This window comes from Metabacillus litoralis (assembly GCF_003667825.1).
Classification (GTDB): domain Bacteria; phylum Bacillota; class Bacilli; order Bacillales; family Bacillaceae; genus Metabacillus; species Metabacillus litoralis_B.
The window spans coordinates 3,452,038-3,474,912 of record NZ_CP033043.1 but is presented as its reverse complement, the minus strand read 5'-3'; the positions used below and the strand labels follow the sequence as shown (position 1 = coordinate 3,474,912).

The window sequence follows — 22,875 nt, the reverse complement described above, 5'->3', positions numbered from 1 at the left end:
CATGAAAATTGGAATTGTGTGTGAAGGTAGCTATCCGTTTATTAGTGGCGGTGTATCCAGTTGGGTGCAAGGGCTAATAAAGGGAATGCCACAGCATGAATTTGTGATTTTAGCGATTATTCCTCCAAGTCAAAAGCAAGTTTATCAATATGAGCTTCCTGAAAATGTTATAAATGTAAGCATTTTTCAGCTTCAAATTGAAAATAAACGAACTATTAAGAAAAAAATGAAACGAAGGATTACGAAAAGTGAGCTTGAGCAGTTGTTTTCACTTTTTCAAATGAAAAACACATCTCGTGAGGTGTTACAGCTCATTCACGAAATTGCGATGGAAGACGATATTGATACGTTTTTTAATAGCAGGTATTTTTGGGAGATTGTTAAAAGGTCAAGCCAAGAACAAGAGGTTCATAATTTTATTGAATTTTTCTACATGATGAAAGGAATGTATATGCCAATATTTACTCTGTTAAAGCGTGAGTTTCCAGATATTGATCTTATTCACTCTGCGTCTACTGGTTATGCGGGGATATTAGCAGCAGCACTCGCCTCTCACCAGGGTATTCCTTATCTATTAACGGAGCATGGTATTTACACTAGGGAGCGCGAAGAAGAGATCCTGTTAAGTGAATGGATTCCAGCTGTGTTTAAACAAAGGTGGATGGATTATTTTCACCATATTGGGAGTATTTCCTATCATCATGCGGATCACATTATTACTTTATTTGAACGAAATAGTCGAGTGCAAAAGGAAAAGGGTGCTGTTCCGGAAAAACTTATGATTATTCCTAATGGTGTGATACCACCTGAGACTGTGCCTGATTCAGAACAAAGAGATGTTTTTCATATTGGTTCGATCGTCCGGGTTGTGCCAATTAAAGATATAAAAACAATGCTTTATGCAGCAAGGGAATTAAAGAATAGAGGAATCGCGTTTAAGTGGTCAATTTTAGGGCCGATGGATGAAGATAAAGAATATGTTGCTGAATGTCTTGAGCTACTGGAGCAGTTAGGATTAATGGAACATGTAGCATTGCTTGGAAAAGTGAACGTTTCGGAATATCTTCCAGATTTTGATGTGAAGGTATTGAGTAGCTTATCTGAAGGACAACCATTATCTATTTTAGAAGCTTTTTCGTATGAAGTACCGTGTATTTCAACAGATGTTGGATCTTGTATGGAATTGATAAAAGGTTCAAACGTCGATACCTTAGGGACAGCTGGACTTGTCTTCACCCCAACAGATGTTGGTGAGCTAGTTGAGTCTCTTATATGGATGCAGAAAAATGAAGAAAAACGAAAAGTAATGGGGAAAATTGGACGGAAACGAGTGTTAAAGTTTTACCAACAAGACGATGTGATTCGTTCTTACTTAGAGCTTTACGAAGGGAGGAAAGAATAAATGGCTGGAATCGGATTTCAGTTACAAAAACTGTTTAAAGAAGATTATTTTTCTTCTAGGCTTAAAGCATATGGCTTTTCTGTGCTTGTTACATCAGGTCCATGGCTTATTATTATTCTTTCCCTTTCTTTAACACAGTGGATCATTGGAAACATTCCTACTTTTCCGATTGAAACAAGGGAATTGCTGACAATCTCTTTATCTTATTGTTTCATTTTTTCACAGCTTATTTTTAGTGTGCAGCAGCTAACATTAACGCGTTATTTGGCTGATCAATTATACGAAGTGAAATATGAACGAGTGATTCCATCTTATCTTGGATTAACCAAAACCTCTTTGCTGTTAGCGATCATTTTATTTTTTGTATTTTTGATTCTGTCGCCATTACCTATTTATCTAGAGTTGATTATCGGGATGTTTTTTATGATCATGCTTCTAATCTGGAACACATTTATGTTTATTACTGCTCTAAAAGATTATAAAAGTGTTTCAACAGCATTTTTACTCGGAGGACTCGTGATTGTACTAGGTGAACTTGCTCTTGCTTTTGTTTTAAATTTTGATAAAGTTTCAGTCTTTCAAGGGGTAAGCATCTTGTATATCCCGTTCATTTTAGGGATGTTTTTAACTTTGAGTATTTTATTTGTTGTGCTTTCCAGAACCTTTGCCTACAAAGGGGAGGAACGCCCACTTGAGTACTTAACGTATGTGGACTATTTTCCAAGGTTCGTCGTAATCGGTACACTGTACACGGCTGGTTTATGGATAGCAAACTTTGTGATATGGTTCGGAGAAGGTTCGAGTCAGTTGTACGATGTGTTTTTATTTAATCGAATGTATGATGTTGCTGTATTTTGGTCATATTTAACGATCATCCCAACACTTATGTTCTTTGTCATTTCGGTCGAAACTAGATTTTATGATCGATATCGGAGTTTTTACGGATATATAAACGAGGGTGGAAGCTTAGAGCAAATTCTTCGTTCAAAGGATAGAATGATCACAGTCTTAAAGGAAGAAGTTTTTCGCTTATTGAGAAATCAGGGGGTTGTGACTGTTCTGTTTTTAATTTGTGCTAGTTGGATTGGTTCATGGTTAAATGCGAGTCCTGAATTTGTTCCGATGTTACGTCTAACAATCGTAGGTGCCTATTTTAACGCTATGATTTTAGTTTTTCAGCTTTTATTGCTTTACTTTGAAGATCATAAAGGAGCAATGATTATCTCTGTCTTGTTTTTTGGAAGTATTTTGCTTCTATCGATTGCGTTTTTACCAATGGGAATAAGTGGATACGGATTAAGCTTTTGTATCGGTTCAATCATTGCCTTTATCTATTCTTCTCTTCGGTTAATCACATTTATAAAACATGTTGACTATTTTGCATTTACCCAGGGACAAATGCTTCAAAAAGCAAAACTGTTTGTTCCACTTGTGAAAAAATTGTACAAGTATTAGTGAAGCTACTAATAGGGCTTCGGTAATGGTAACGTTTGGAGGGATATTTTTGCTCACACGTAAAGTACTGGGATTGTGTGTTGTTTTCCTTATTTGTTCTTCAACAGTTGGGTCAATATCTAAATCAATTGGAATGCCTAATCCATTAAACAACATGAAATCATACAAGGTTTTTTATGATGAACCAACAAAACAGATTATAAGCCAAATGGCTGCTTATGATGTAGTGATTGTTGAACCTCTTTATTACACAAAGGAGCTTGTAAAAGAAATACAGGCAAAAGGGGTACAGCTTTATGCATATGTGTCTGTCATGGAATCTGATTCTTGGAACAAAAATCGTATGAGTAAAATTAAAAAGGAAGATTATTATTATAAAAATGGTAAAAAAGTTTATTTTGAAGAATGGGACTCATATTTAATGAATCTAACCTCTAAGCACTATCAAAATGTATTGTTTGAGGAAATTGAACAACAAGGAATTGATAAAGGGTTTAATGGGATCTTCCTAGATACTGTAGGAGACATTGATGATCAATTTTATTACACGAACAAAGCAGAATACAAAAAGCAGGCGAAAAGTTTTGTTTTGTTGATGGAACGAGTCATCAAAAAACATGGAGATATTTCTTTCATACAAAACTGGGGAATCAATCTGTTTCGAGATTACACCCATACCTACATGGACGGAATGATGTGGGAAGACTTTGAACCGAGAAACATTTCGAATGATGATTGGGCAAAGGACCGATTAAAAGATTTGAAAACTCTACAAAAGAAACAAGATTTCAAAGTGCTTACTTTGTCTTTTAGTGATGGTAGTCGAAGTAAGAAGCTTTCTAGTCGGTATGGATTCGTTCATTATCATGAAGCGAAGAGTTTTAATGAGTGGTAAGGGTCTGGGAAACAAAATAAAAAAGCCAGTAGGTTTCTGGCTTTTTTATTACCCCTCCTTATCTCTATACAACTTAAACACCTTCCGAGTCTCATTCAAATAGCGCATAAGTCGGTATGGCTTACTCAATATTCGAATTGGCAGGCTTGCTAATAATTTGCTTAAATCTTCTTTATACTCCTGAGTGATTCTCACAGGCTTTGTGGAAATTCGCTCATACACTTCTTTTTGAAATTCTTTAACAAGATTCATTTTTAACGCTTGTGTACGGTGACATTCTTCACATTGAATTCCGTTTATTTTGCTATTAACGTAAGTGATGACATGGGACGTGTCGTCATTACATGAAAGGCAATACAGTTTTGCGTGCATTTCAGAAACCTTCATCTCAACCTCTCCTTGCTTTATGTAGTAGGAAATGAACGTTTGTTACAAATACATACCATTTTTTTCATCTCGTTACTACTATTTTACCCAATAAACGGCAGAAATCTATTTAAATATTTTATTAACGAATATATGCCTCTGATTGATTGTTTTGTGCATCCCGGATCCGTATCTTTTGGGTGATGTGCATATTTAATGAATCGAGTTCACTTAAAGAAACAAATGCTACACGCTTTGACTCATGACTTGTGACCAATGTTCCCCCTGTTACCTCACATGAAAAGCAGATAGAAAATTGTTGCCTCACTTCACCATCTTCGTATGCAATCACATGATTGGGATCACTATAGATACCCGTGAGCTTTATGACTTTAACATCTAAGCCAGTTTCTTCTTTAACTTCCCTTATAATTGCTTGCTCCACATTTTCCCCTGGATCCATGCCACCTCCAGGTAGTGACCATTTCTCATTATCAACACGTTCTTGAAGTAATATCTGATTGGTTTTATTAATAATGACTGCAGAAACAGCAGGAACAATTGTTTTAGGCTCTGGCGCATTTTTATCATAATAATAGTCTTTTCTATTCACTATTATCAACCTTTCTATAAGTGCTTGGTTGTGGTCATTATTACGGATCTAATCCAACAAAAAATTCTGAAAAGCTTAAAATGACCTTAAACATATTTTAATTTATTATTGACAACCCTTACAATCCATTTTACAATAAACCCATACCAATTAACAAATGTTAACTATCGTGTCATATGACACGAAAATAAAACATATGTTATATAAATGATACTTTGATAGTTAAAAAGAGAATTTGTCACATTGAAAAACATTTTAAACGGCTGCTATGTTAGAGCTACCTTGCTGATTTGGTAGGCATTGAAAGTAAACGCCTACATGAATGTGTAGTTGCAAGATTAAGAGAATCAAAAAATACTTGAAACATATTAGGGAGGATACAGAACATGTCAATTTATCAGAAGTTACTTGAAAGAGAAAGAGCAAACGAACCAATTAGAGTCGGAGTAATCGGAGCAGGACAAATGGGATTTGGTATGATTGCACAAATTTCAACAATCCCAGGTATGAGTGTGGCGGGAATCAGTGATATTAACTTAGATGCAGCAAAAAGAGCAGAAGATTTTTATTTATCACGAATTTCTAAAAAAGAACAAATTGTTGTAACAAATGATTTTAAAGAAGTGATTCACTCTCCAAATGTAGAAGTAATCGTAGATGCGACGGGTATTCCAGAAGTTGGAGCAAATATTTCTCTAGAAGCATTAGTAGCGAAAAAGCATCTTGTTCTATTAAACGTAGAAGTGGACATCACAATTGGCTCAATCATGCATCAACAATTTAAAAATGCTGGATTAGTTTACAGCGGGTCTGCAGGCGATGAGCCAGCGGCAACAGTTGAGCTTTTTGAATTCGCGAAAACAATGGGTATGGAAGTACTTGTTGCAGGTAAAGGGAAAAACAACAAATTAAAAGTAACAGCAAATCCTGATACAGCTAAAGAAGAAGCAGCTCAAAAGAAAATGTCTGCACATATGCTAGCAGCATTCCAAGATGGTACAAAAACAATGGCTGAAATGAACTTATTATCAAATGCGATTGGCTTTGTTCCAGACGTAGTTGGTATGCACGGGATCGCAGGAGATCTTGATTCAGTTGTAAGCGATTTAGATCTTAAAGAACGAGGCGGAGTTTTAAACAACTATGGTGTAGTTGAATATGTAGATGGTTTAGCTCCTGGGGTATTTGTTATTGTTAAAGGACAAAATGAAGGTGTACAACATGAGTTAAACTACTTATTGAAAGTTGGCGACCGTGATCACCATATTCTATATCGTCCATATCACTTAGCAAGCCTTGAAACACCAATTTCAATTGCGAAAGCGGTATTAGAGCATGATTCATCTATTCATCCATTAGGTGCACCAATTTCTGATACAGTGGCAGTAGCGAAAAAAGATATCAAAGCTGGTGAAGCATTAGATGGTATCGGTGGTTATTGCGTACGTGGTGTTCTTGAAACACACCAAGAACTAAAACGTAACGGTCATATTCCAATTGGTTTAATCAGTGGAAATGTAGTGGCGAAGAAAGATATCAAAGAAGGTCAATTCTTAACAGAAGAAGACGTAGAACTAGACCACTCTACAACTGTTTGGAAGTTAAGATCACTTCAAGATCGCCTGTTTCCTACTGAATAATAAAGATGTTACTAGATTACTGCGGGAGCAATGAGAATGTCTTAAAAACATAACGTTTTAAGATAGGTGAGCCTCATAGGTACGCCGAGGAGGTTCACCACACACCCTGTGGGAAGCGACCCATCTAATGAAAAAACAACAACTAAAGATTGATCTTAAATAGATAGGAGTGATTAACTTCTTATGAAAATTGCCATTATTCTTTGCTGCTTATTAGTGATTCAATATGTACTAACGTTTATACAAGTAAGATATTATCGCAAAAGTATGGATAAGATTATAAGTCGTTATAAACAAAAAGAAGGCTATTATTTATTCTCAGGTATGGAAAGAAGACAGTTCAGACCTGGTGCAATTGCGATGATCGTTGTAAATAACGAATATATGATTCAAGAGTGCTATATTGTAAATGGTTTTTCAGTTCTATCTAAGTTTAAAGAGTTGGAGATGTATAAAGGTCAACATGTAGGTGCGGTTCTGGACAGTGTTCAAGTTGATTCTGGAGACAAGAAAAGAAAGCGTAAACAAATGCCTGCAATCAGTGCAGCTCTTGCAAAGGCTGCTGAGAGTGCATTGTTATCAATATCAAAGAAAAATATATCTATGGGTTAATAGGAAGGAGTGCTTAAGGTAATGGAATGGATTCAATGGTTTGGAGAACATTTTATCGGTTTATTTGATGCCGGTGGAGAAACATTTATGGGGTTATTAACAGGGATTGTCCCAACCTTGGTTGTTTTATTAACATTCACTTATGCAATGATTAAATTTGTTGGAGAAGAACGCGTAAACAAAGCCATTCAGTTTGCGGCAAAATATACAATTTTACGTTATACATTAATGCCGATTTTATCGATCTTATTACTAACAAATCCGATGGCCTATACATTTGGGCGATTTTTACCAGAAAAACAAAAACCAGCGTTTTATGATTCATTAGTTTCATTTTTACATCCTGTAACAGCACTATTTCCATATGCAAATGCAGGGGAGCTGTTTGTTTATTTAGGAATTGCAAACGGTCTTGCACAGGCTGGTTATTCTATGTCAGAGCTAGCTGTTCGCTATTTCTTAGTAGGTATCGTCATTATACTCATGCGCGGTGTGATTACAGAGCTTATTACAAAATATCTTGCCAGAAAAATGGAAGCGAATTCTTAAGAGAGGGGAGTTTACATCATGTCACAACGAGCTGTTTTTGTTGATAAAGGTCCAGGCGGTTGGGGAACTGGTCTTCGCATTGAGCCACAAGGAAAAAAAGTAAAGGTTGTTTCAATAACAGGGGGAGGCATTCACCCTGTTGCAAAGAGAATAGCAGAATTATCTGGAACAGAAGCTGTAGACGGATTTAAAAACTCAGTTCCAGAGGATGAAATGATGTGTGTTATTATTGACTGTGGTGGAACAGCAAGAATTGGTCTTTACCCAATGAAGCGTATTCCAACAGTTGATATTCTAGCATCGTCTCCTTCAGGTCCGCTTGCTAAACATATTAAAGAAGATATCTTTGTATCGGGTGTAACTGAGAAAGAAATTAAAGTAGCAGATGAATCTGAGGTTGCTGCAGGTCAAGAAAGCGCAGCAGCAGAAGCAAAGTTTGATACTAGTGATAAAGAAAGCTTTAAAGAAAACTATGAAAAATTAAAGCAAGAAAATCGTGAAAGTAACGACAATTTCTTAATGAGATTTTCAAGAGGAATTGGAAAAGTAACAGGAACTTTCTATCAAGCAGGCCGTGATTCAATTGACATGCTGATTAAAAATATCATTCCTTTCATGGCATTTGTTAGTATGTTAATTGGGATTATTAACTACACTGGAATCGGTGATGTGATTGCTAACTTGATGACGCCACTTGCTGGTTCACTTTGGGGATTAATTATCATCGTGATCATTTGTACATTGCCATTTCTATCACCAGTTCTTGGACCTGGTGCCGTTATCGCCCAAGTTATTGGGGTTTTAATCGGTACACAAATTGCTGCTGGTAATATTCCACCACAGTTTGCGTTACCTGCGTTATTTGCAATCAATGGTCAAGTAGGTGCTGACTTCGTACCAGTTGGGTTATCACTTGGTGAAGCAAAGCCTGAAACCGTTCAATATGGTGTTCCTGCGGTATTATACAGCCGTTTAATTACAGGAGTTTTAGCAGTTGTAATCGCTTATGTTGCTAGTTTTGGAATGTATGAGTAAACTAAAAGTATCGAAATTAACTAGAATAGTGGAGGGATCTCTGTGTATAAAAGTATCGTAAAAGAAGTTGGAGCATTAGCCTTATCATTTGAAGAAGATAAAGTTTGTATTTTATTTGGTCCACAAGCACCACAAGAGCTAAAAGAAGTGTCTATTATTCATGAACTTGAAGGAAATAGTTCTGCTGAACCAATTACAGTTGGTGGAACGTTCCAAGTAGATGATGAAGAATTTACAATCACAGCAGTTGGTTCTGCTGCAAACAATAACTTAAAAGAGCTTGGTCATATTTCCATCTATTTTTCAGAGCCAAATGAAGAGGTTCTTCCGGGTGCAGTTTTCGCAAGCCCTTTTAAACTTCCTCAGTTCAAAGATGGAAGCGTTATTGAATTCAAGGGGTAATGTAGCAAGGGGGTAAAGTTTTTGTCCTTTTTTGAAGATAGAAGATTACTTGTAAAAGTGGCTCACATGTATTACGAGGAAGGAGCGACCCAATCTCAAATTGCTGATGAGATTGGGGTTAGCCGCTCATTGATCTCAAAATACCTTGCAAAAGCAAGAGAGCTAGGAATTGTAGAAATTATCATTCATGATGAAACGATTCATCCTTTCAGACAGCTGGAAGGAAAGATCGAGCGCATGTACGGGTTACGTGAAGTAGTATGTGTGCCGAATCTAGGGAATGAATCTTCCAAAAGCCGTCTCGGTGCTGCGGCTAGTAAATATCTGTTAAGAGTGATTCGTGATGGTCAGACAATTGGAATCTCTTCAGGAACCACTTTACATGAGGTGGCTAAAGCGCTTCCAACAAATCAGCATTTTCCATCTGTTACATTTGTACCAATCGTAGGTGGAATGGGAAATGAGCGAGTGGATATCCACGCTAATCATATTGTGGCAAAGTTTGCAGAAAGCCTACAAGCTCAATACAGACTTTTGCATGCCCCGGTTATGGTTGATTCTAAAGAAGCCCGTGACATTTTCATGAGACAAACATCCATTCAAGAAATTTTTACGATGGGTGAAAAGTCTAATATTGCCATCGTAGGGATTGGAGCTACACCTGAGCATTCAACGATGGTTCATTCGTATTTAGGTCAAGAGCAAACCGAGTATTTTGATGATACAGATGTGGTAGGCGATATTTGCTACAACTTTATTAACAAAGAAGGAAAACCATCAAGCAGCTCTTGGAACGAACGAGTGATTTCATTAGAATTAGAAAAACTAAGAGAAATACCTCTTGTTGTTGGCGTAGCTTGTGGTCTAGAGAAGGTAAAATCGATTAGAGCTGCTTTGGAAGGCAAGCTTGTTCATGTGTTAATAACAGATGAACAAACAGCAAAAGCACTATTAGATTAAATATGTAGCGATTGGGACGAAATATTTCGGTAGATCGTCCCATTATTTATTATGTATAAAATTTAGAAAAAACAAGCTAATGGAGGATTTAACATGGTAGAAAAAACGTATACAATCATTGATGAAGCAGGTATTCACGCACGTCCGTCAACAGCCCTAGTTGGTGCAGCAACAAAATTCAAGTCAGAGGTTATGCTAGAATACAAAGAAAAACAAGTAAACCTAAAATCTATAATGGGTGTCATGTCACTCGGAATCCCATCAGGCGCAACAATAAAAATTATTGCCAACGGCGAAGACGAATCAGAAGTAATCTCTACTCTTGAAGAAACGTTGAAGACTCAGGGGTTAGCGAAGTAGTTTTTGGTGCCTGTCACTACCCGATATTTGTAGAGTTTTGTCGATTTCAAAGATTTCAAGTATCGTTAACAGAATAGTAGATTTTACTAAATAAATCATGAAGTTTTCAGGAGTATGAGTAAGCAGTATATTACCTTAGGCATGATGAATGTGCTAATGTTTCAGAAGATAATAAGTTCAAAGAATAGGTGATTTTAAGTGAATGAAAAAGACATTGTCTATGTTCTATCTGATTCACTGGGTGATACAGCAGAGCTGTTGGTCAAAACTGTTGCTGCCCAATTTATCGGAACAGAGGTTACCATTAAAACAATCTCCTATATAGAAAATAAGGAAGAAATAAATGATCTGATTGCTCTCGCGAAGCTAAGCAACTCTATCATTGCCTATGCACTCTTTACTCCGCTATTAAAAAAGCATTTTGATCATAAAGCGAATGAAGAAGACGTTACGGTGATTGACTTAATTGGTCCACTATTGGAGACCTTTGCAAATAAGCTTAATAAACAACCAGTACAAAAACCAAGTATAATAGAAGGACCTGATAACTCCTATTTTCGTAGAATTGAAGCCATTGAATTTGCTGTGCAATATGACGATGGAAAGGATATGCGTGGAATCAAGGAGGCGGATATCGTTCTCATCGGTGTTTCAAGAACTTTAAAGACACCATTGTCGATGTATTTGGCTCATAAAATGGTTAAGGTAGCAAATATCCCATTAGTCCCTGAGGTTTCTCCTCCTGAAGAACTTTTTAAGCTATCAAAAGGAAAATGCTTCGGGTTAACGATGTCAGCCGAGAAACTAAGAGAAATAAGGGTAGAAAGATTGAAGCATTTAGGGTTATCTTCGGACTCAAGTTATGCAAAAATTGAACGGATTCAGGAAGAATTACAATATGCTGAAGACATTATGGGAAAAGTAGGTTGTTCAATAATAAATCTTTCTTGTAAGGCAATAGAGGAAGCTGCAGAATTCATTATAGGAAATCTAGCGGATTCTAAGATCGAATATACAACAAGCTAACAAAAGCCCTTCGATATTTATTGACGGGTTTTTCGTGCGTAATTAATTCCTTCTAAAGAAACGATTGGAAGAAATTAAAACTATATTCAATGTATTTCACATGGTATAGTTAAACTAGAAAATGTCGAACTTTGTAAGTTCTTCATTTGAAAAAGGCAAATCCATTGAAAAATGGAGACGCAAAGTCACAGACCTAAGGAGAAATCTATGGTGGCTGGATTGCTGAAGGATGGAGAATGAACTCATATGAGTTGCTTCTTAATCCTTCCTAATTACTATATTTGGAGGGTTTTTTATGTTGACAAGTATTCGAAATGTTTTATCAACAAGTGTTTTGGTTTCAGCACTAGCGTTTACTCTAGGAACAGGACCTGCATTTGCAGAAACAGATGGTCCAGTAGAAGAGGAAGCAACTGAACAAGTAGAACAAACTTCTGAACAGAATGTGGAAACAGTGGAATCTGGAGATGAGACTGAAGCGGTAAACGAGGAAGCAGTAGAAACAGAAGGTGAAACTGAAGCAGTAGACCAGGAAGCAGTAGAAACAGACGAATTAGAATTGGAAACGAGTACACCATCGCTACTTCCGGGTGATTTCTTCTATTTTACTAAAAAACTATTAGAAAATGTTCAATTGGCTTTTACATTAGATGAAGAGAAGGAAGCATCATTGCTTGCTAGCTTTGCAGAAGAACGGATTAAAGAGGCGTTAGCTTTAATTGCGAAGGGTGAAGAGGAAGCAGCCAATGAGGTTCTTCAAAAAGCGATCGAGCAACAAGAATCTGCATTAGCAAAATATGAAACGACTGAAAATGAAGAACAAGAAGAAACTCAAACAGACTCTGTTGATGAGGAGCCATCAGCTGAAACAACTGTTGAGGAAGATGGAACGGCAGATTCTCTTCGTGCTGAACTAGAAGAAAAACTATCAGCAAACATTATTGCCTTAAAGGCTGCAATAGAAAAGATAGAAAACCCAAAGGCTAAAGAGGCACTTCAGAAAAATATTGTAAAGGCACAGGAAAAGTTAGAGGAAAAAATAAACAAAAAATTAGCTGAGCTAGAGAAGAAAGAGCTTGAAATGACTGAAGATATAGTTGAGTTAGAAGAAAAGCTTTCTTCTGGAGAAATTGATGAAGAAGAGTATAACAAAGAGCTTGCAGAACTAAGCAAGGATGTTGTTGAAGAAACAGAAGAAATGATAGAAGAGATTGATGAAGAAATCGAAGAAAAGACTACGGAGATAGAAAATGAAAGTAAACAGGTATCTGTAGAAGAAGATAACGAAGAAGAGGAAAAAGAAAAGTCTTCTAGTAAAGAGCTTGAGAGTAAAGTGGAAGAACAAAAACGAGAAGAGCTGAAGAAGCAAGAAGAAGCACGTGAGAAAGCGGAAGAACGTGAGCGAGAAGCGTTGAAGAAGCAAGAAGAAGCACGTAAGAAGGCGGAAGAACGTGAGCGAGAAGAGCTGAAGAAGCAAGAAGAAGCACGTAAGAAAGCAGAAGAACGTGAGCGAGAAGAGTTAAAGAAGCAAGAAGAAGCACGTAAGAAAGCGGAAGAACGTGAGCGAGAAGAGTTAAAGAAGCAAGAAGAAGCACGTAAAAAAGCAGAAGAGCGTAAAAAGAAAGAACAAGAAGATGAAGAAGATGAAGAAGAAGAAGAAGATGAAGATGAGTAATGCTTTTATTAGGGGTTGCCAAGGCAACTCCTTTTTCCCTTCAACTATAAACGTAAATATGATATAAGTTAGTAATACGAGTTAGATGAGTAGCAACAAGGAGGATATCATGAGATTTATTGATATAGAGGATTACAACCCACAGGCCATGCAATTGGCGATGCCTGTTTATGATCGGATGAGACGGATCCTTTTAGCAGCAGGACGTACGATTCACCCTAACTATTTGGAACGTATTAAAGAAATTGGAGTAACAACCCTTGTGGTAGAAGATGCTGAGTCATATGGAATTACATTAGATGAAATGCTGGACATGCCAACTTGGATGGATATTATTGCTGTTGTGCAAGAAGCATTTGAAGATGTGAAAAAAGGAAAAAGATTAAATGTCGTAGCTATTCAAAAGGCTGCCATGACTCTTATCCAAGAAGTAAATGCTCTTAAAACGATCATTTTAATCCCAACAACCTCTATTTCAGAAGGATTGGAAAAATATGCTCACTCAGTAAACGTGGCATTGTTATGTTTACAAATATCAAAGAAAATGAGTTATTCTCCTGTTCAGTTAAGAGATCTTGCCATTGGAGCGTTGCTTCATGATATCGGAAAGGCTATAACAGATCAAGAAACAGAACATCCTGCAAAAGGCTTTGAGGTAATTAAGGAAAGTCGCGAAATTAGTTTATTATCTGCCCATGTTGCGTTTCAACATCATGAGCTATTAAATGGAAAAGGCTACCCTAGGGGACTTAAGGACAAAGAAGTACTAGAATTTCCACAAATTTGTGGGATAGCAAACTTGTATGATCATATGCTTTCAAATCAAAAACTTCCTCCACATGAAGCGTTAGAATTGATTATGACTAAAAGTGATGATGAATATTCTCACAAAGTAGTTCAGGCATTTGTGAACAGTGTTCCTTCTTATCTACCTGGTACAAAAGTGGAACTATATACAGGTGAGCAGGCGATTGTGATCGGAATAAAAAATCATTTACAACGACCAGTTATTCGCTTTTTAGATAGTGGTAAAGAATTGAATCTTGCAGAAAATCCTTCTGTTTTAATATCAAAAGTTATTAATTAGTGGAAAGCTCAGAGTCACACGTAGACTCTGGGCTTTTTTTGGCTTGCAAAAAATTATATAACGCAAGAAAGAGGGGAATTGTTTCATGAAAATAAGAAAGTTCAAAAAGAGATGGATGTTTGTTAATAATATAAAATATTGCGTTTTCAAAGAAGTGAACCTGATAGAATTTTATCAGATTCGCTTCTTTGTTAATGAAAAAAATTTGAAAAGTGTTAATAGAATAAAGTGTTTTCGACAATATTAGCTATTGACAAACCAATAACAACTCTTTCCAAAATTAATTCTGTCAACATTGTGTCAGACAAAATCGAGTTTAGTTTAAATTGTTTTGTCGTTGTAATCGCTTTATTATTAAGACATGAAGAAAACAACACATTCTAAAAAGAGGTGACATAAATGGAAACAAATCAAAACAAAGGTGATTTTCGCGTTAAGGTCCAACGTTTTGGTAGTTATTTAAGTGGCATGATTATGCCAAATATAGGTGCATTTATTGCATGGGGTATTATTACAGCTTTATTCATTCCTACAGGTTGGGCGCCAAACGAAACATTAGCAGCATTGGTTGGTCCAATGATCACATATCTTCTACCTCTATTAATCGGATACACAGGTGGTAAGATGATTTATGACGTACGCGGTGGTGTGGTTGGTGCTACTGCTACGATGGGGGTTATCGTTGGTTCTGAAATCCCAATGTTCTTAGGTGCAATGATTATGGGTCCACTTGGTGGATACTTAATCAAAAAAGTAGACGGACTTTTAAAAGACAAAGTACGTCAAGGATTTGAAATGTTAGTAAACAACTTCTCAGCTGGTATTTTAGGTGCGATTTTAACCCTAGCAGCATTAGTGGGTATTGGTCCAGTTGTTGAAGGTTTAAACAGAGTCTTAGCGGGTGCAGTTCAAGCCATTTTCGATGCAGGATTACTTCCATTAGCAAGTATTTTCATCGAGCCGGCAAAAGTTTTATTCCTAAACAATGCAATTAACCATGGTATTTTAAGTCCAATTGGTATTGAGCAAGCAGCAAGTGCTGGAAAATCAATTTTATTCTTACTTGAAACAAACCCTGGTCCTGGTTTAGGTATTCTTTTAGCTTATATGTTCTTTGGAAGAGGGACTGCAAAACAAACAGCTCCTGGTGCAGTAATTATTCACTTCCTAGGTGGTATTCACGAGATTTACTTCCCGTACATCTTAATGAAGCCTATGTTAATTCTTGCAGCAATCGCTGGTGGTATTAGTGGTGTATTCACATTCTCAATCTTCAATGCAGGTTTAGTAGCAAGTCCTTCACCTGGTAGTATCATTGCCTTACTTGCAATGACGCCAAAAGGTAACTATGTAGGTGTACTTCTAGGTGTAATTGTAGCAGCAGCGGTATCATTCTTAGTAGCTTCTCTAATCTTAAAAACAAGCAAGCAAACAGAAGAAGATCTAACAGAAGCAACTGCAAAAATGGAAGCAATGAAAGGTAAAAAGAGCTCTGTAAGTGGTAACTTAACAGGCGCTGAAGTAGCAGTTGAAGCAACTTCGACTGAAGAATTTGATTTTGCCAATGTGAAAAAAGTCATCTTCGCATGTGACGCAGGTATGGGTTCAAGTGCGATGGGTGCCTCAATCTTAAGAAATAAAGTGAAAAAGGCAGACATTGAAGGTGTTGACGTTTCAAACACTTCAATCAACAACATCCCAGCTGATGCAGATATCGTTATTTCTCACAAAGACTTAACAGACCGTGCAAAAGCGAAGTTACCAACTGCTTATCACGTATCAGTTGATAATTTCTTAAACAGCCCGAAATATGATGAGATTGTTGAGAAGTTGAAATAATAAGGGAGGATGCGACTACTTTGGGTAGCGCATCCTTTTTATATTTTAAGGTGTGAACTGTTGGGGCGGGGTGGCGCGTCGCGAAAGTTGTCGGAAATTGTCTAATCGGAGATAAAACCTTCAGAATCGAGGATAAATTTGGATAATCGAAGATAAAACCTTCAGAATCGAAGATAAAACCTTCAGAATCGAAGATAAACTTGGATAATCGAAGATAAAACCTTCAAAATCGAAGATAAATTTCAATAATCGAAGATAAGACATTCAGAGACCGCAGAAAAGTTTAAATAATTCTAAATAACCACGCCAAAATCACAAATAAACAGCACTTTTCAAGCTGTATGTCGCAATACGAAGTTGGGAAAGGTAAATAGAAACAGGTTTTCATTCACTAATTAAATAATGTCATCATCATATCTGAAAAAATTGCTATTTCTATCTTTTGAACCTACATACTAGTCACATTTATAATTAAACTATGTCAATAACTCATGTTGAAACGAGTTGATGGGGAATGATTGTTTCCGCTAGGGAGCGTCTTATTCTTCAATATTTAATTGAAGAAGCTAATCAGGAAGTGACAATTAAGGAGCTTGCTGACTTAATTGATGTAAGTGAAAGAACGATTCATAGAGATCTGAAAAATATTGAGTCTGTGTTACAAGACTTCAAGCTTGAGTTGGTAAAACGAGCTGGGATTGGTATTAAGATTATTGGAGATGAAAGTAGTCTTCATGAATTAAGAATATCGATTCAAAAGCAGGATTATAAGGAATACACACCTGACGAACGAATGATGGTGGCACTTTGTACATTATTAGATCATCAGCAGCCAATGAAACTTCAATCATTGGCAAACGATCTTGGCGTCACAACCGCAACAATTAGTCATGATCTTGATAAATTAGAGCCTTTTGTACAGGAATATGGGTTGAACTTAATTCGAAGAAGAGGTTATGGAATAGAGCTAACCGGAGCGGAGGAAGCAAAGCGGAAGGCGATCACTAGCTTGATTTCCAACCGGTTTGATGTTCCTGACTTTTTACGAATGGTCCGGGAAAACATTGAAAGAAAATCTTCAAATAAAATTGATTCCATTTCAGAGCGACTGCTGGGTCTCGTTCAAAAAGAAAAACTCATTATAATAGAAAATCTAATTAATACGATTAATTCACGCTTGCCATATCCATTAGCCGACAGCTCATACGTTGGGTTAGTTGTTCACCTTGCGCTTGCGATTGAACGAATTCAGCGTGGTGAGAACATCACAATAAAGGGCGAATATCTTGATCAGCTGAAGGAATCCCGTGAGTTTGCTTTTGCAAATGAAATTGCGATGAAGCTTGAAGAAACCTTTAGTATCGACATACCTGAAGATGAAAAAGGGTATATTACGATGCATTTAAGAGGCGCAAAGCTTCGATTTGAAGGTAAGATGGATATCCAGGATGAAAATTTCGGGATTGCCTATCTTGTTCAAAGGTTAATTGAGCAGGTTGAAAAGCTTACTGATAAAGGATTAAAGCATGATCAATCTCTTTTTCAAGGCTTGATAGCCCATCTTCAGCCTGCTGTTTATCGGTTAAAGCAGGGGATGAAAATTACAAATCCACTTCTTCAAGAAATTAAACGAGATTACCAGGAGCTTTTTCAAGTTCTTCAACAAGCTGTAAGTGTAACTTTGCCGTTTGAAAAAGTCCCGGATGAAGAAGTTGGATACCTAGTGTTGCACTTTGGGGCAGCCCTAAATAAACGAAAAAACGCAAAAAAATTAAAGGCGTTAATTATCTGCTCAAGTGGTATAGGAACATCAAAAATGCTTGCCACACAGATTAATAATCAATTTCCGCATATTGCAGAGCTTAGAAACATATCAGCATTTGAATTGAGAGATATTAATGTTAGTGAATATGATCTTATTTTATCTACAATTCCTATAGAAGACATTTCAAGTGATTACTTACTTGTTAGCCCAATTTTAACAGCAGATGAATTACATAAGATAAAAGATTATATTGAGGAAAAAGGGCTAGAAATAGCAACAGGTTCAAGCTTCTATGAGGTAAAGGAAGACGAAGAAAAGTTAACATTAACCTTCGAGCAGTACCAAGAGTTTACTGGTAAGTCACACATTTTACTAAAACTTTTAGAGGAATTAGAAGTGTTTGATATAGAAAATACAGAACAATTAAGGTCAATCCTAGCACCTGTTAGTCAGAGGTTAAAAGATAAAGGATTCGTTCATAATGAAAACGATATTGTGGAAGCTTTGCTACTGCGTGAGCATGTTGGTGGGCTAGCAATACCTGAAACAAAACTAGCCTTATTCCATGCTAGAAGCGAGACAGTTGTCCGACCTGGCTTTCATGTACTTAACCTCCAGCGCTCGGTCACTTTACGTGCGATGGACAATGAAATGCTTGAGGTTTCAAGAATTCTTTTACTCATTGCACCTGAACATGCAGATGCTGAGGATTTGGAGATTATGAGCTTTATCAGTGCTAGCATTATTGAATCATTAGAAAGTATTACCATGTTTGAAACGGCTGCGAAAAGTAGTCTTATTCAATATATTAGTCAAAAATATTTTTCAAACTTTGTTCAAAACTTAAGGAGTGTTTATTAATGAGTATTTTAAACCAAGAAAACATAATATTAAATCAACAATATAGCGATAAAACAGAGGCAATTAAAGCAACAGGTCAGATCTTAGTAGACAAAGGATATGTAGAGCCAGCTTATATCGAAGCCATGTTACAAAGAGAAGAATTATCTTCAACGTTCATGGGTAACTTTGTTGCCATTCCGCACGGAACAGAAGAAGCAAAATCAGCTGTTCTTAACTCAGGATTATCAGTTATTCAAGTACCTGGTGGGGTTGACTTCGGTAATGGTAACACAGTAAAACTTCTAATCGGAATTGCAGGTAAAGGCGACGAGCACTTAGACATTCTTTCTAAGATTGCCATTGTTCTTTCTGAAGAAGAAAATGTTGAAAAACTTGTTCAAGCACAAACGAAAGAGGAAATACTTCAACTTCTTAGCGAGGTGAACTAATTTGAAGGCGACTCACTTTGGTGCCGGTAATATCGGACGCGGCTTCATCGGCCTTCTTCTTCATCAGTCAGGCTATTCAGTTGAATTTGTTGATGTAAATGAAGCGTTGATCAATGAATTAAATCAAGAGAAATCTTACCGTGTGATGCTTGCAAACGAAGAAAAGCAGGAAACTTTGGTTGAAGGAGTTTCAGGCATTAACAGTCAGCAATCTCCAGATGCAGTTGTGGAATCAATCTCTACAGCTGATATCGTAACAACTGCGGTTGGTCCACATATTTTAAAATTTGTGGCCCCTTTAATTGCAGAAGGCTTGAAAAAACGTAAGGAAATCGGTGGGGCAGCACTTAACGTCATTGCTTGTGAAAATATGGTTGGTGGCAGTAGTGAGCTTAAAAAGCATGTGTTAGAAAAGCTGAATGAAGAAGAACAAGCATGGGTGGAAGAACATATCGGCTTCCCGAACTCTGCAGTAGATCGTATCGTACCAAATCAAAACAACGAACGTCTTTTAGATGTCCTTGTTGAACCATTCCATGAATGGGTGATTGATGCTACACAAATCAAGGGTGTACAGCCGAAAATTGAGGAAGCACTTTTCGTTGAAAATCTTTCAGCTTATATTGAGCGTAAGCTATTCACGGTCAACACAGGGCATGCTGCAACTGCTTATTTAGGAAACTTGGCTGGACTTAACACCATTGCTGAAACGATTGCGAAGGAAGACGTGAAGAAAGATGTGTTAAGAACACTTGGTGAAACAGGTAAGGTGTTAGTGTCTAAATACCGCTTTGATGCCGATCAACATCAAACGTACATTGAGAAAATCATTGGACGCTTTGCTAACCCATATATTGTCGATGATGTTCAGCGTGTTGGAAGAGCACCAATTCGTAAGCTTGGACCAAAAGACCGTCTTGTGGCACCAGCATTAGAATACCTACATGAATTCAATGAAGTGCCAGAACACCTTGTAAAGGTTATGGCAGCGGCATTACAATTTGTATCACAAGAAGATCAGGAATCATTAGAGCTGAACCAAAAGGTAGAAGAAAAAGGTGCAGCAGCTGCATTTAGTGAAGTTGCAGGCTTACCTATCGATCACCCATTGGTTGAGAAGGTAGCGGAGAAATTTTAATCGTGTATTATGTGAAGTGTCGCCACAACGAGGGCGGCACTTTTTTGCCTTTGGGGGATGTCTATTCTTGTCGAATGATAGACTTTTAATTGAAGTTGATAGATTCGCTGAATCTTGGGCCAGAACTTCCGAATTCTTAAGATTCCTGTCTCAATTAGGAGGGTATCGGGACAAACGCCAGTGCCATAAGTAGATTTCTGTCCCGATACAGGGGGTATTGGGACAAACGCCAGAGCTATGAGTAGATTTCTGTCCTGATTCAGGGGGTATCGGGACAAACGCCAGTGCCATGAGTAGATTTCTGTCCCGATACAGGGGGAATCGGGACAAACACTAGTGCTATGAGTGAATTTCTGTCCTGATTCAGGGTGTATCTGGACAAACGCCAGAGCTATGAGTGAATTTCTGTCCCGATTCGGAGGGTATCTGGACAAACGCCAGTGCCATGAGTAGATTTCTGTCCCGATACAGGGGGTATTGGGACAAACGCTAGTGCTATGAGTAGATTTCTGTCCCGATACAGGGGGTATTTGGACAAACGCCAGAGCTATGAGTAGATTTCTGTCCCGATTCGGAGGGTATTTGGACAAACGCTAGTGCTATGAGTAGATTTCTGTCCCGATTCGGAGGGTATCGGGACAAACGCCCGAGCTATGAGTAGATTTCTGTCCCGATACAGGGGGAATCGGGACAAACGCCAGTGCCATGAGTAGATATCTGTCCCGATACAGGGGGAATTGGGACAAACACTAGTGCTATGAGTAGATTTCTGTCCCGATTCGGAGGATATCGGGACAAACGCCAGAGCCATGAGTGGATTTCTGTCCCGATTCGGAGGGTATCGGGACAAACGCCAGTGCCATGAGTAGATTTCTGTCCCGATACAGAGGGTATCAGGACAAACGCCAGTGCTATGAGTAGATTTCTGTCCCGATACAGGGGGTATCGGGACAAACGCCAGTGCCATGAGTAGATTTCTGTCCCGATACAGGGGGTATCGGGACAAACACTAGTGCTATGAGTGGATTTCTGTCCCGATACAGGGGGTATTGGGACAAACACTAGTGCTATGAGTGGATTTCTGTCCCGATACAGGGGATATCGGGACAAACACTAGTGCTATGAGTGAATTTCTGTCCCGATTCGGAGGGTATCGTGACAGGAACCTGTTCGAACATGTTATACCTTAGAAATTCCGAATACAATGTATCTATGCTTCAAAACAGGCACAAAAAAACCCTCACCTATCCAATCTAGGATGTGAGGGTTTCTTCGACAAACTTCGGGCGGTGACAGGCACCAGTCAAACCTACGCCAAATCCGCAGCTCCTTGTGCAATCAAATCAAATAGTTCTTCGATGTCATCGGCTTCAACGCATGAGAAGGCGATGCGAAGGTCTGTTGAGTTGATTGAGATGGTTCCTACTCCGTATTTGTCTAGTAGGTGTAGGCGGAGTTCTTCGGCGTCAATTCCGTTAAGTTTTAGGCACATGAAGTAGCCAGAGTTGAATGGATAGTAAGTCCAGTATTTTTGGTATTCTTCTTTTGCCAGAACTTCTTTTGTTTTATCCGCACGGCTTTTCATCAGTGCAAATTTTTGTTCTTTTTCTACAGCAAATTCATTTGATTTTAGTGATTGTAGAATCAGTGTTTGAGATGGGTGAGAGCTGCTAGAGATTGTTCCTCTGATTAACCCTTTTGTTTTTTGCTCAAGTGCGTTTAAGATCGCGGCACTTTTGCTTGCGTATGTGATAAATCCAACACGGAAGCCCCATACATAGTTTTCTTTTGTTGCACCGTCAACTTTTACAGCAAGAATGCGTTCGTGAGCATCTGCTAAGTAGCTGAAAATGGATTCTTTCATAGACTCTTCATAGAATAAGCCAAAATAAGCATCGTCGATTAAGACAACAACATTTAAGCCTTCTTCAGCTGCTTCTGTTAACACTGCTGCAATTTCTTTTGCTTCCGACTCAAGTGGTGTGTAACCAGTTGGGTTGTTCGGGAAGTTTAAAAGAACAATGACTTTGCCTGCTGATTTTTGAGCAGCAATTGTTTCTTTTAATGCTGCTGTATTAAAGGCGTTTTCTTCATTAAATAATGGGAAAGTGACAACATTTGCACCGCGGCGTACTTTAAATGTTAAGTTGTAGTTACCCCAGAATTTATCAGGCACAATGACCGGAGTGCCTTCATCAGCGAATAAGTCAGCAACAATGCTTAAACCGTGTGTTAATGCGTTTGTAACAATTGGAGAACCAACTACCTCACTGTTTACACTTGGGTTATCCTTTAGGATTTTTTCTTTCCAAACTTTTCGTAATTCTTCTTTCCCTTGTGGTGGTGCATATGGATACAAGTCTTTTGGTGCTACACGATCTCCAAAAAGGTTTTGCAAGTGATTGAAATGCATTGGTTGATTGCCTTCTGTTGCAATTCCAATTGTTGCGTTGAAGCGGTGAGCTTTTTTGCCTGCTTCAGCTGATTGACTTAAAATTCCCTTTGGATAGAACATTTCCTTTCCAAGCTGGGATAACATATTATAGACATGTTCATTATCTTCTTTGATTGCTTGGTTTAAAGCTTGTGCTAATTCATTCATGATCCTATCTTTTCACCTCTATGGGAAATAATATTTTGAAAATTCATTAAGAAGTATTTTAACATAGTGAGGGTTGTTCTCACAGTGGTTATTACACTTTAAATTGAAATTTCTTAGACTTTTCTTTATTTGAAGAAAATAAACGATAAAACATACAACATT

20 protein-coding genes and 1 riboswitch are annotated in these 22,875 nt (G+C 37.7%); of the genes, 17 read left to right on the top strand and 3 right to left on the bottom strand.

Annotated features, from left to right (window positions below; genetic code table 11):
- The first annotated feature begins 1 nt into the window (after position 1).
- The 3 genes from pelF to D9842_RS17150 are packed head-to-tail and all read left to right on the top strand — an operon-like array spanning position 2 to position 3,752.
- Positions 2–1,402: a GT4 family glycosyltransferase PelF gene (pelF, locus tag D9842_RS17160; protein WP_121663554.1), complete on the top strand. Its 1,401-nt coding sequence runs from the start codon at positions 2–4 to the stop codon at positions 1,400–1,402.
- Positions 1,403–2,857: an exopolysaccharide Pel transporter PelG gene (pelG, locus tag D9842_RS17155; protein WP_121663553.1), complete on the top strand. Its 1,455-nt coding sequence runs from the start codon at positions 1,403–1,405 to the stop codon at positions 2,855–2,857.
- Positions 2,858–2,906: 49 nt separating this feature from the next.
- Positions 2,907–3,752, top strand: coding sequence for a glycoside hydrolase family 191 protein (locus D9842_RS17150; RefSeq protein ID WP_162987472.1), 846 nt, complete (start codon positions 2,907–2,909; stop codon positions 3,750–3,752).
- A gap of 48 nt (positions 3,753–3,800) precedes the next feature.
- On the opposite strand, the gene D9842_RS17145 is transcribed toward D9842_RS17150, so the two are convergent.
- Together D9842_RS17145 and D9842_RS17140 are read right to left on the bottom strand one after the other, a co-directional pair.
- Positions 3,801–4,139 carry a bh protein gene (locus D9842_RS17145; RefSeq protein WP_121663551.1) on the bottom strand — a complete coding sequence of 113 codons (339 nt, stop codon included), beginning with the start codon at positions 4,137–4,139 and terminating at the stop codon, positions 3,801–3,803.
- Between the two features lie 121 nt (positions 4,140–4,260).
- On the bottom strand, positions 4,261–4,731 hold the full coding sequence (locus D9842_RS17140; protein ID WP_121663550.1) for an NUDIX domain-containing protein: 471 nt from the start codon (positions 4,729–4,731) through the stop codon (positions 4,261–4,263).
- 386 nt (positions 4,732–5,117) lie between these two features.
- On the opposite strand from D9842_RS17140, the gene D9842_RS17135 reads away from it, so the two are divergent.
- From D9842_RS17135 to D9842_RS17070, 14 genes are all read left to right on the top strand, one after another.
- Positions 5,118–6,371 (top strand): NAD(P)H-dependent oxidoreductase, encoded by a 1,254-nt coding sequence (locus D9842_RS17135; RefSeq protein ID WP_121663549.1) that lies wholly within the window; start codon positions 5,118–5,120, stop codon positions 6,369–6,371.
- 183 nt (positions 6,372–6,554) lie between these two features.
- Positions 6,555–6,983 carry a transcriptional regulator GutM gene (locus tag D9842_RS17130; RefSeq protein ID WP_121663548.1) on the top strand — a complete coding sequence of 143 codons (429 nt, stop codon included), beginning with the start codon at positions 6,555–6,557 and terminating at the stop codon, positions 6,981–6,983.
- Between the two features lie 21 nt (positions 6,984–7,004).
- Positions 7,005–7,532 (top strand): PTS glucitol/sorbitol transporter subunit IIC, encoded by a 528-nt coding sequence (gene srlA, locus D9842_RS17125; RefSeq protein ID WP_121663547.1) that lies wholly within the window; start codon positions 7,005–7,007, stop codon positions 7,530–7,532.
- Positions 7,533–7,550: 18 nt separating this feature from the next.
- Entirely contained in the window at positions 7,551–8,567 is a 1,017-nt protein-coding gene (gene srlE, locus D9842_RS17120) for a PTS glucitol/sorbitol transporter subunit IIB (protein WP_121663546.1), read from the top strand.
- Positions 8,568–8,609: 42 nt separating this feature from the next.
- On the top strand, positions 8,610–8,969 hold the full coding sequence (locus tag D9842_RS17115; protein ID WP_121663545.1) for a PTS glucitol/sorbitol transporter subunit IIA: 360 nt from the start codon (positions 8,610–8,612) through the stop codon (positions 8,967–8,969).
- A 21-nt stretch (positions 8,970–8,990) separates the two neighbouring features.
- On the top strand, positions 8,991–9,929 hold the full coding sequence (locus D9842_RS17110) for a sugar-binding transcriptional regulator (RefSeq protein ID WP_121663544.1): 939 nt from the start codon (positions 8,991–8,993) through the stop codon (positions 9,927–9,929).
- Between the two features lie 93 nt (positions 9,930–10,022).
- Entirely contained in the window at positions 10,023–10,289 is a 267-nt protein-coding gene (locus D9842_RS17105) for a phosphocarrier protein HPr (protein ID WP_121663543.1), read from the top strand.
- A gap of 198 nt (positions 10,290–10,487) precedes the next feature.
- Positions 10,488–11,315 (top strand): pyruvate, water dikinase regulatory protein, encoded by an 828-nt coding sequence (locus D9842_RS17100; protein ID WP_121663542.1) that lies wholly within the window; start codon positions 10,488–10,490, stop codon positions 11,313–11,315.
- 144 nt (positions 11,316–11,459) lie between these two features.
- Positions 11,460–11,542, top strand: a riboswitch (cyclic di-GMP riboswitch).
- Positions 11,543–11,610: 68 nt separating this feature from the next.
- Positions 11,611–12,990 carry a DUF5667 domain-containing protein gene (locus D9842_RS17095; protein ID WP_121663541.1) on the top strand — a complete coding sequence of 460 codons (1,380 nt, stop codon included), beginning with the start codon at positions 11,611–11,613 and terminating at the stop codon, positions 12,988–12,990.
- 109 nt (positions 12,991–13,099) lie between these two features.
- A complete protein-coding gene (locus tag D9842_RS17090; RefSeq protein WP_121663540.1) occupies positions 13,100–14,077 on the top strand; it encodes an HD-GYP domain-containing protein in 978 nt (325 codons plus the stop codon).
- A 399-nt stretch (positions 14,078–14,476) separates the two neighbouring features.
- Positions 14,477–15,916, top strand: a complete 1,440-nt coding sequence (locus D9842_RS17085; RefSeq protein ID WP_121663539.1) for a PTS mannitol transporter subunit IIBC — start codon at positions 14,477–14,479, stop codon at positions 15,914–15,916.
- A 514-nt stretch (positions 15,917–16,430) separates the two neighbouring features.
- The gene (locus D9842_RS17080) at positions 16,431–18,542 is read left to right on the top strand and encodes a BglG family transcription antiterminator (protein ID WP_121663538.1); all 2,112 of its coding nucleotides are present in this window, start codon (positions 16,431–16,433) and stop codon (positions 18,540–18,542) included.
- Positions 18,542–18,973 (top strand): PTS mannitol transporter subunit IIA, encoded by a 432-nt coding sequence (locus D9842_RS17075; RefSeq protein WP_121663537.1) that lies wholly within the window; start codon positions 18,542–18,544, stop codon positions 18,971–18,973. Before D9842_RS17080 ends, D9842_RS17075 begins: the two co-directional genes overlap by 1 nt.
- Position 18,974: 1 nt before the next feature.
- A complete protein-coding gene (locus D9842_RS17070; RefSeq protein ID WP_121663536.1) occupies positions 18,975–20,111 on the top strand; it encodes a mannitol-1-phosphate 5-dehydrogenase in 1,137 nt (378 codons plus the stop codon).
- Positions 20,112–21,420: 1,309 nt separating this feature from the next.
- Here the strand turns inward: D9842_RS17070 and D9842_RS17065 are convergent.
- A complete protein-coding gene (locus D9842_RS17065; RefSeq protein ID WP_121663535.1) occupies positions 21,421–22,713 on the bottom strand; it encodes an aminotransferase class I/II-fold pyridoxal phosphate-dependent enzyme in 1,293 nt (430 codons plus the stop codon).
- Positions 22,714–22,875 lie beyond the last annotated feature (162 nt).

Coding starts and splice junctions, on each gene's coding strand:
- D9842_RS17145 (WP_121663551.1), bottom strand. CDS start 4,139: ATGAAGGTTTCTGAAATGCACGCAAAACTGTATTGCCTTTCATGTAAT.
- D9842_RS17095 (WP_121663541.1), top strand. CDS start 11,611: ATGTTGACAAGTATTCGAAATGTTTTATCAACAAGTGTTTTGGTTTCA.
- pelF (WP_121663554.1), top strand. CDS start 2: ATGAAAATTGGAATTGTGTGTGAAGGTAGCTATCCGTTTATTAGTGGC.
- D9842_RS17075 (WP_121663537.1), top strand. CDS start 18,542: ATGAGTATTTTAAACCAAGAAAACATAATATTAAATCAACAATATAGC.
- D9842_RS17080 (WP_121663538.1), top strand. CDS start 16,431: ATGATTGTTTCCGCTAGGGAGCGTCTTATTCTTCAATATTTAATTGAA.
- D9842_RS17085 (WP_121663539.1), top strand. CDS start 14,477: ATGGAAACAAATCAAAACAAAGGTGATTTTCGCGTTAAGGTCCAACGT.
- D9842_RS17065 (WP_121663535.1), bottom strand. CDS start 22,713: ATGAATGAATTAGCACAAGCTTTAAACCAAGCAATCAAAGAAGATAAT.
- srlA (WP_121663547.1), top strand. CDS start 7,005: ATGGAATGGATTCAATGGTTTGGAGAACATTTTATCGGTTTATTTGAT.
- srlE (WP_121663546.1), top strand. CDS start 7,551: ATGTCACAACGAGCTGTTTTTGTTGATAAAGGTCCAGGCGGTTGGGGA.
- D9842_RS17090 (WP_121663540.1), top strand. CDS start 13,100: ATGAGATTTATTGATATAGAGGATTACAACCCACAGGCCATGCAATTG.
- D9842_RS17105 (WP_121663543.1), top strand. CDS start 10,023: ATGGTAGAAAAAACGTATACAATCATTGATGAAGCAGGTATTCACGCA.
- D9842_RS17135 (WP_121663549.1), top strand. CDS start 5,118: ATGTCAATTTATCAGAAGTTACTTGAAAGAGAAAGAGCAAACGAACCA.
- pelG (WP_121663553.1), top strand. CDS start 1,403: ATGGCTGGAATCGGATTTCAGTTACAAAAACTGTTTAAAGAAGATTAT.
- D9842_RS17130 (WP_121663548.1), top strand. CDS start 6,555: ATGAAAATTGCCATTATTCTTTGCTGCTTATTAGTGATTCAATATGTA.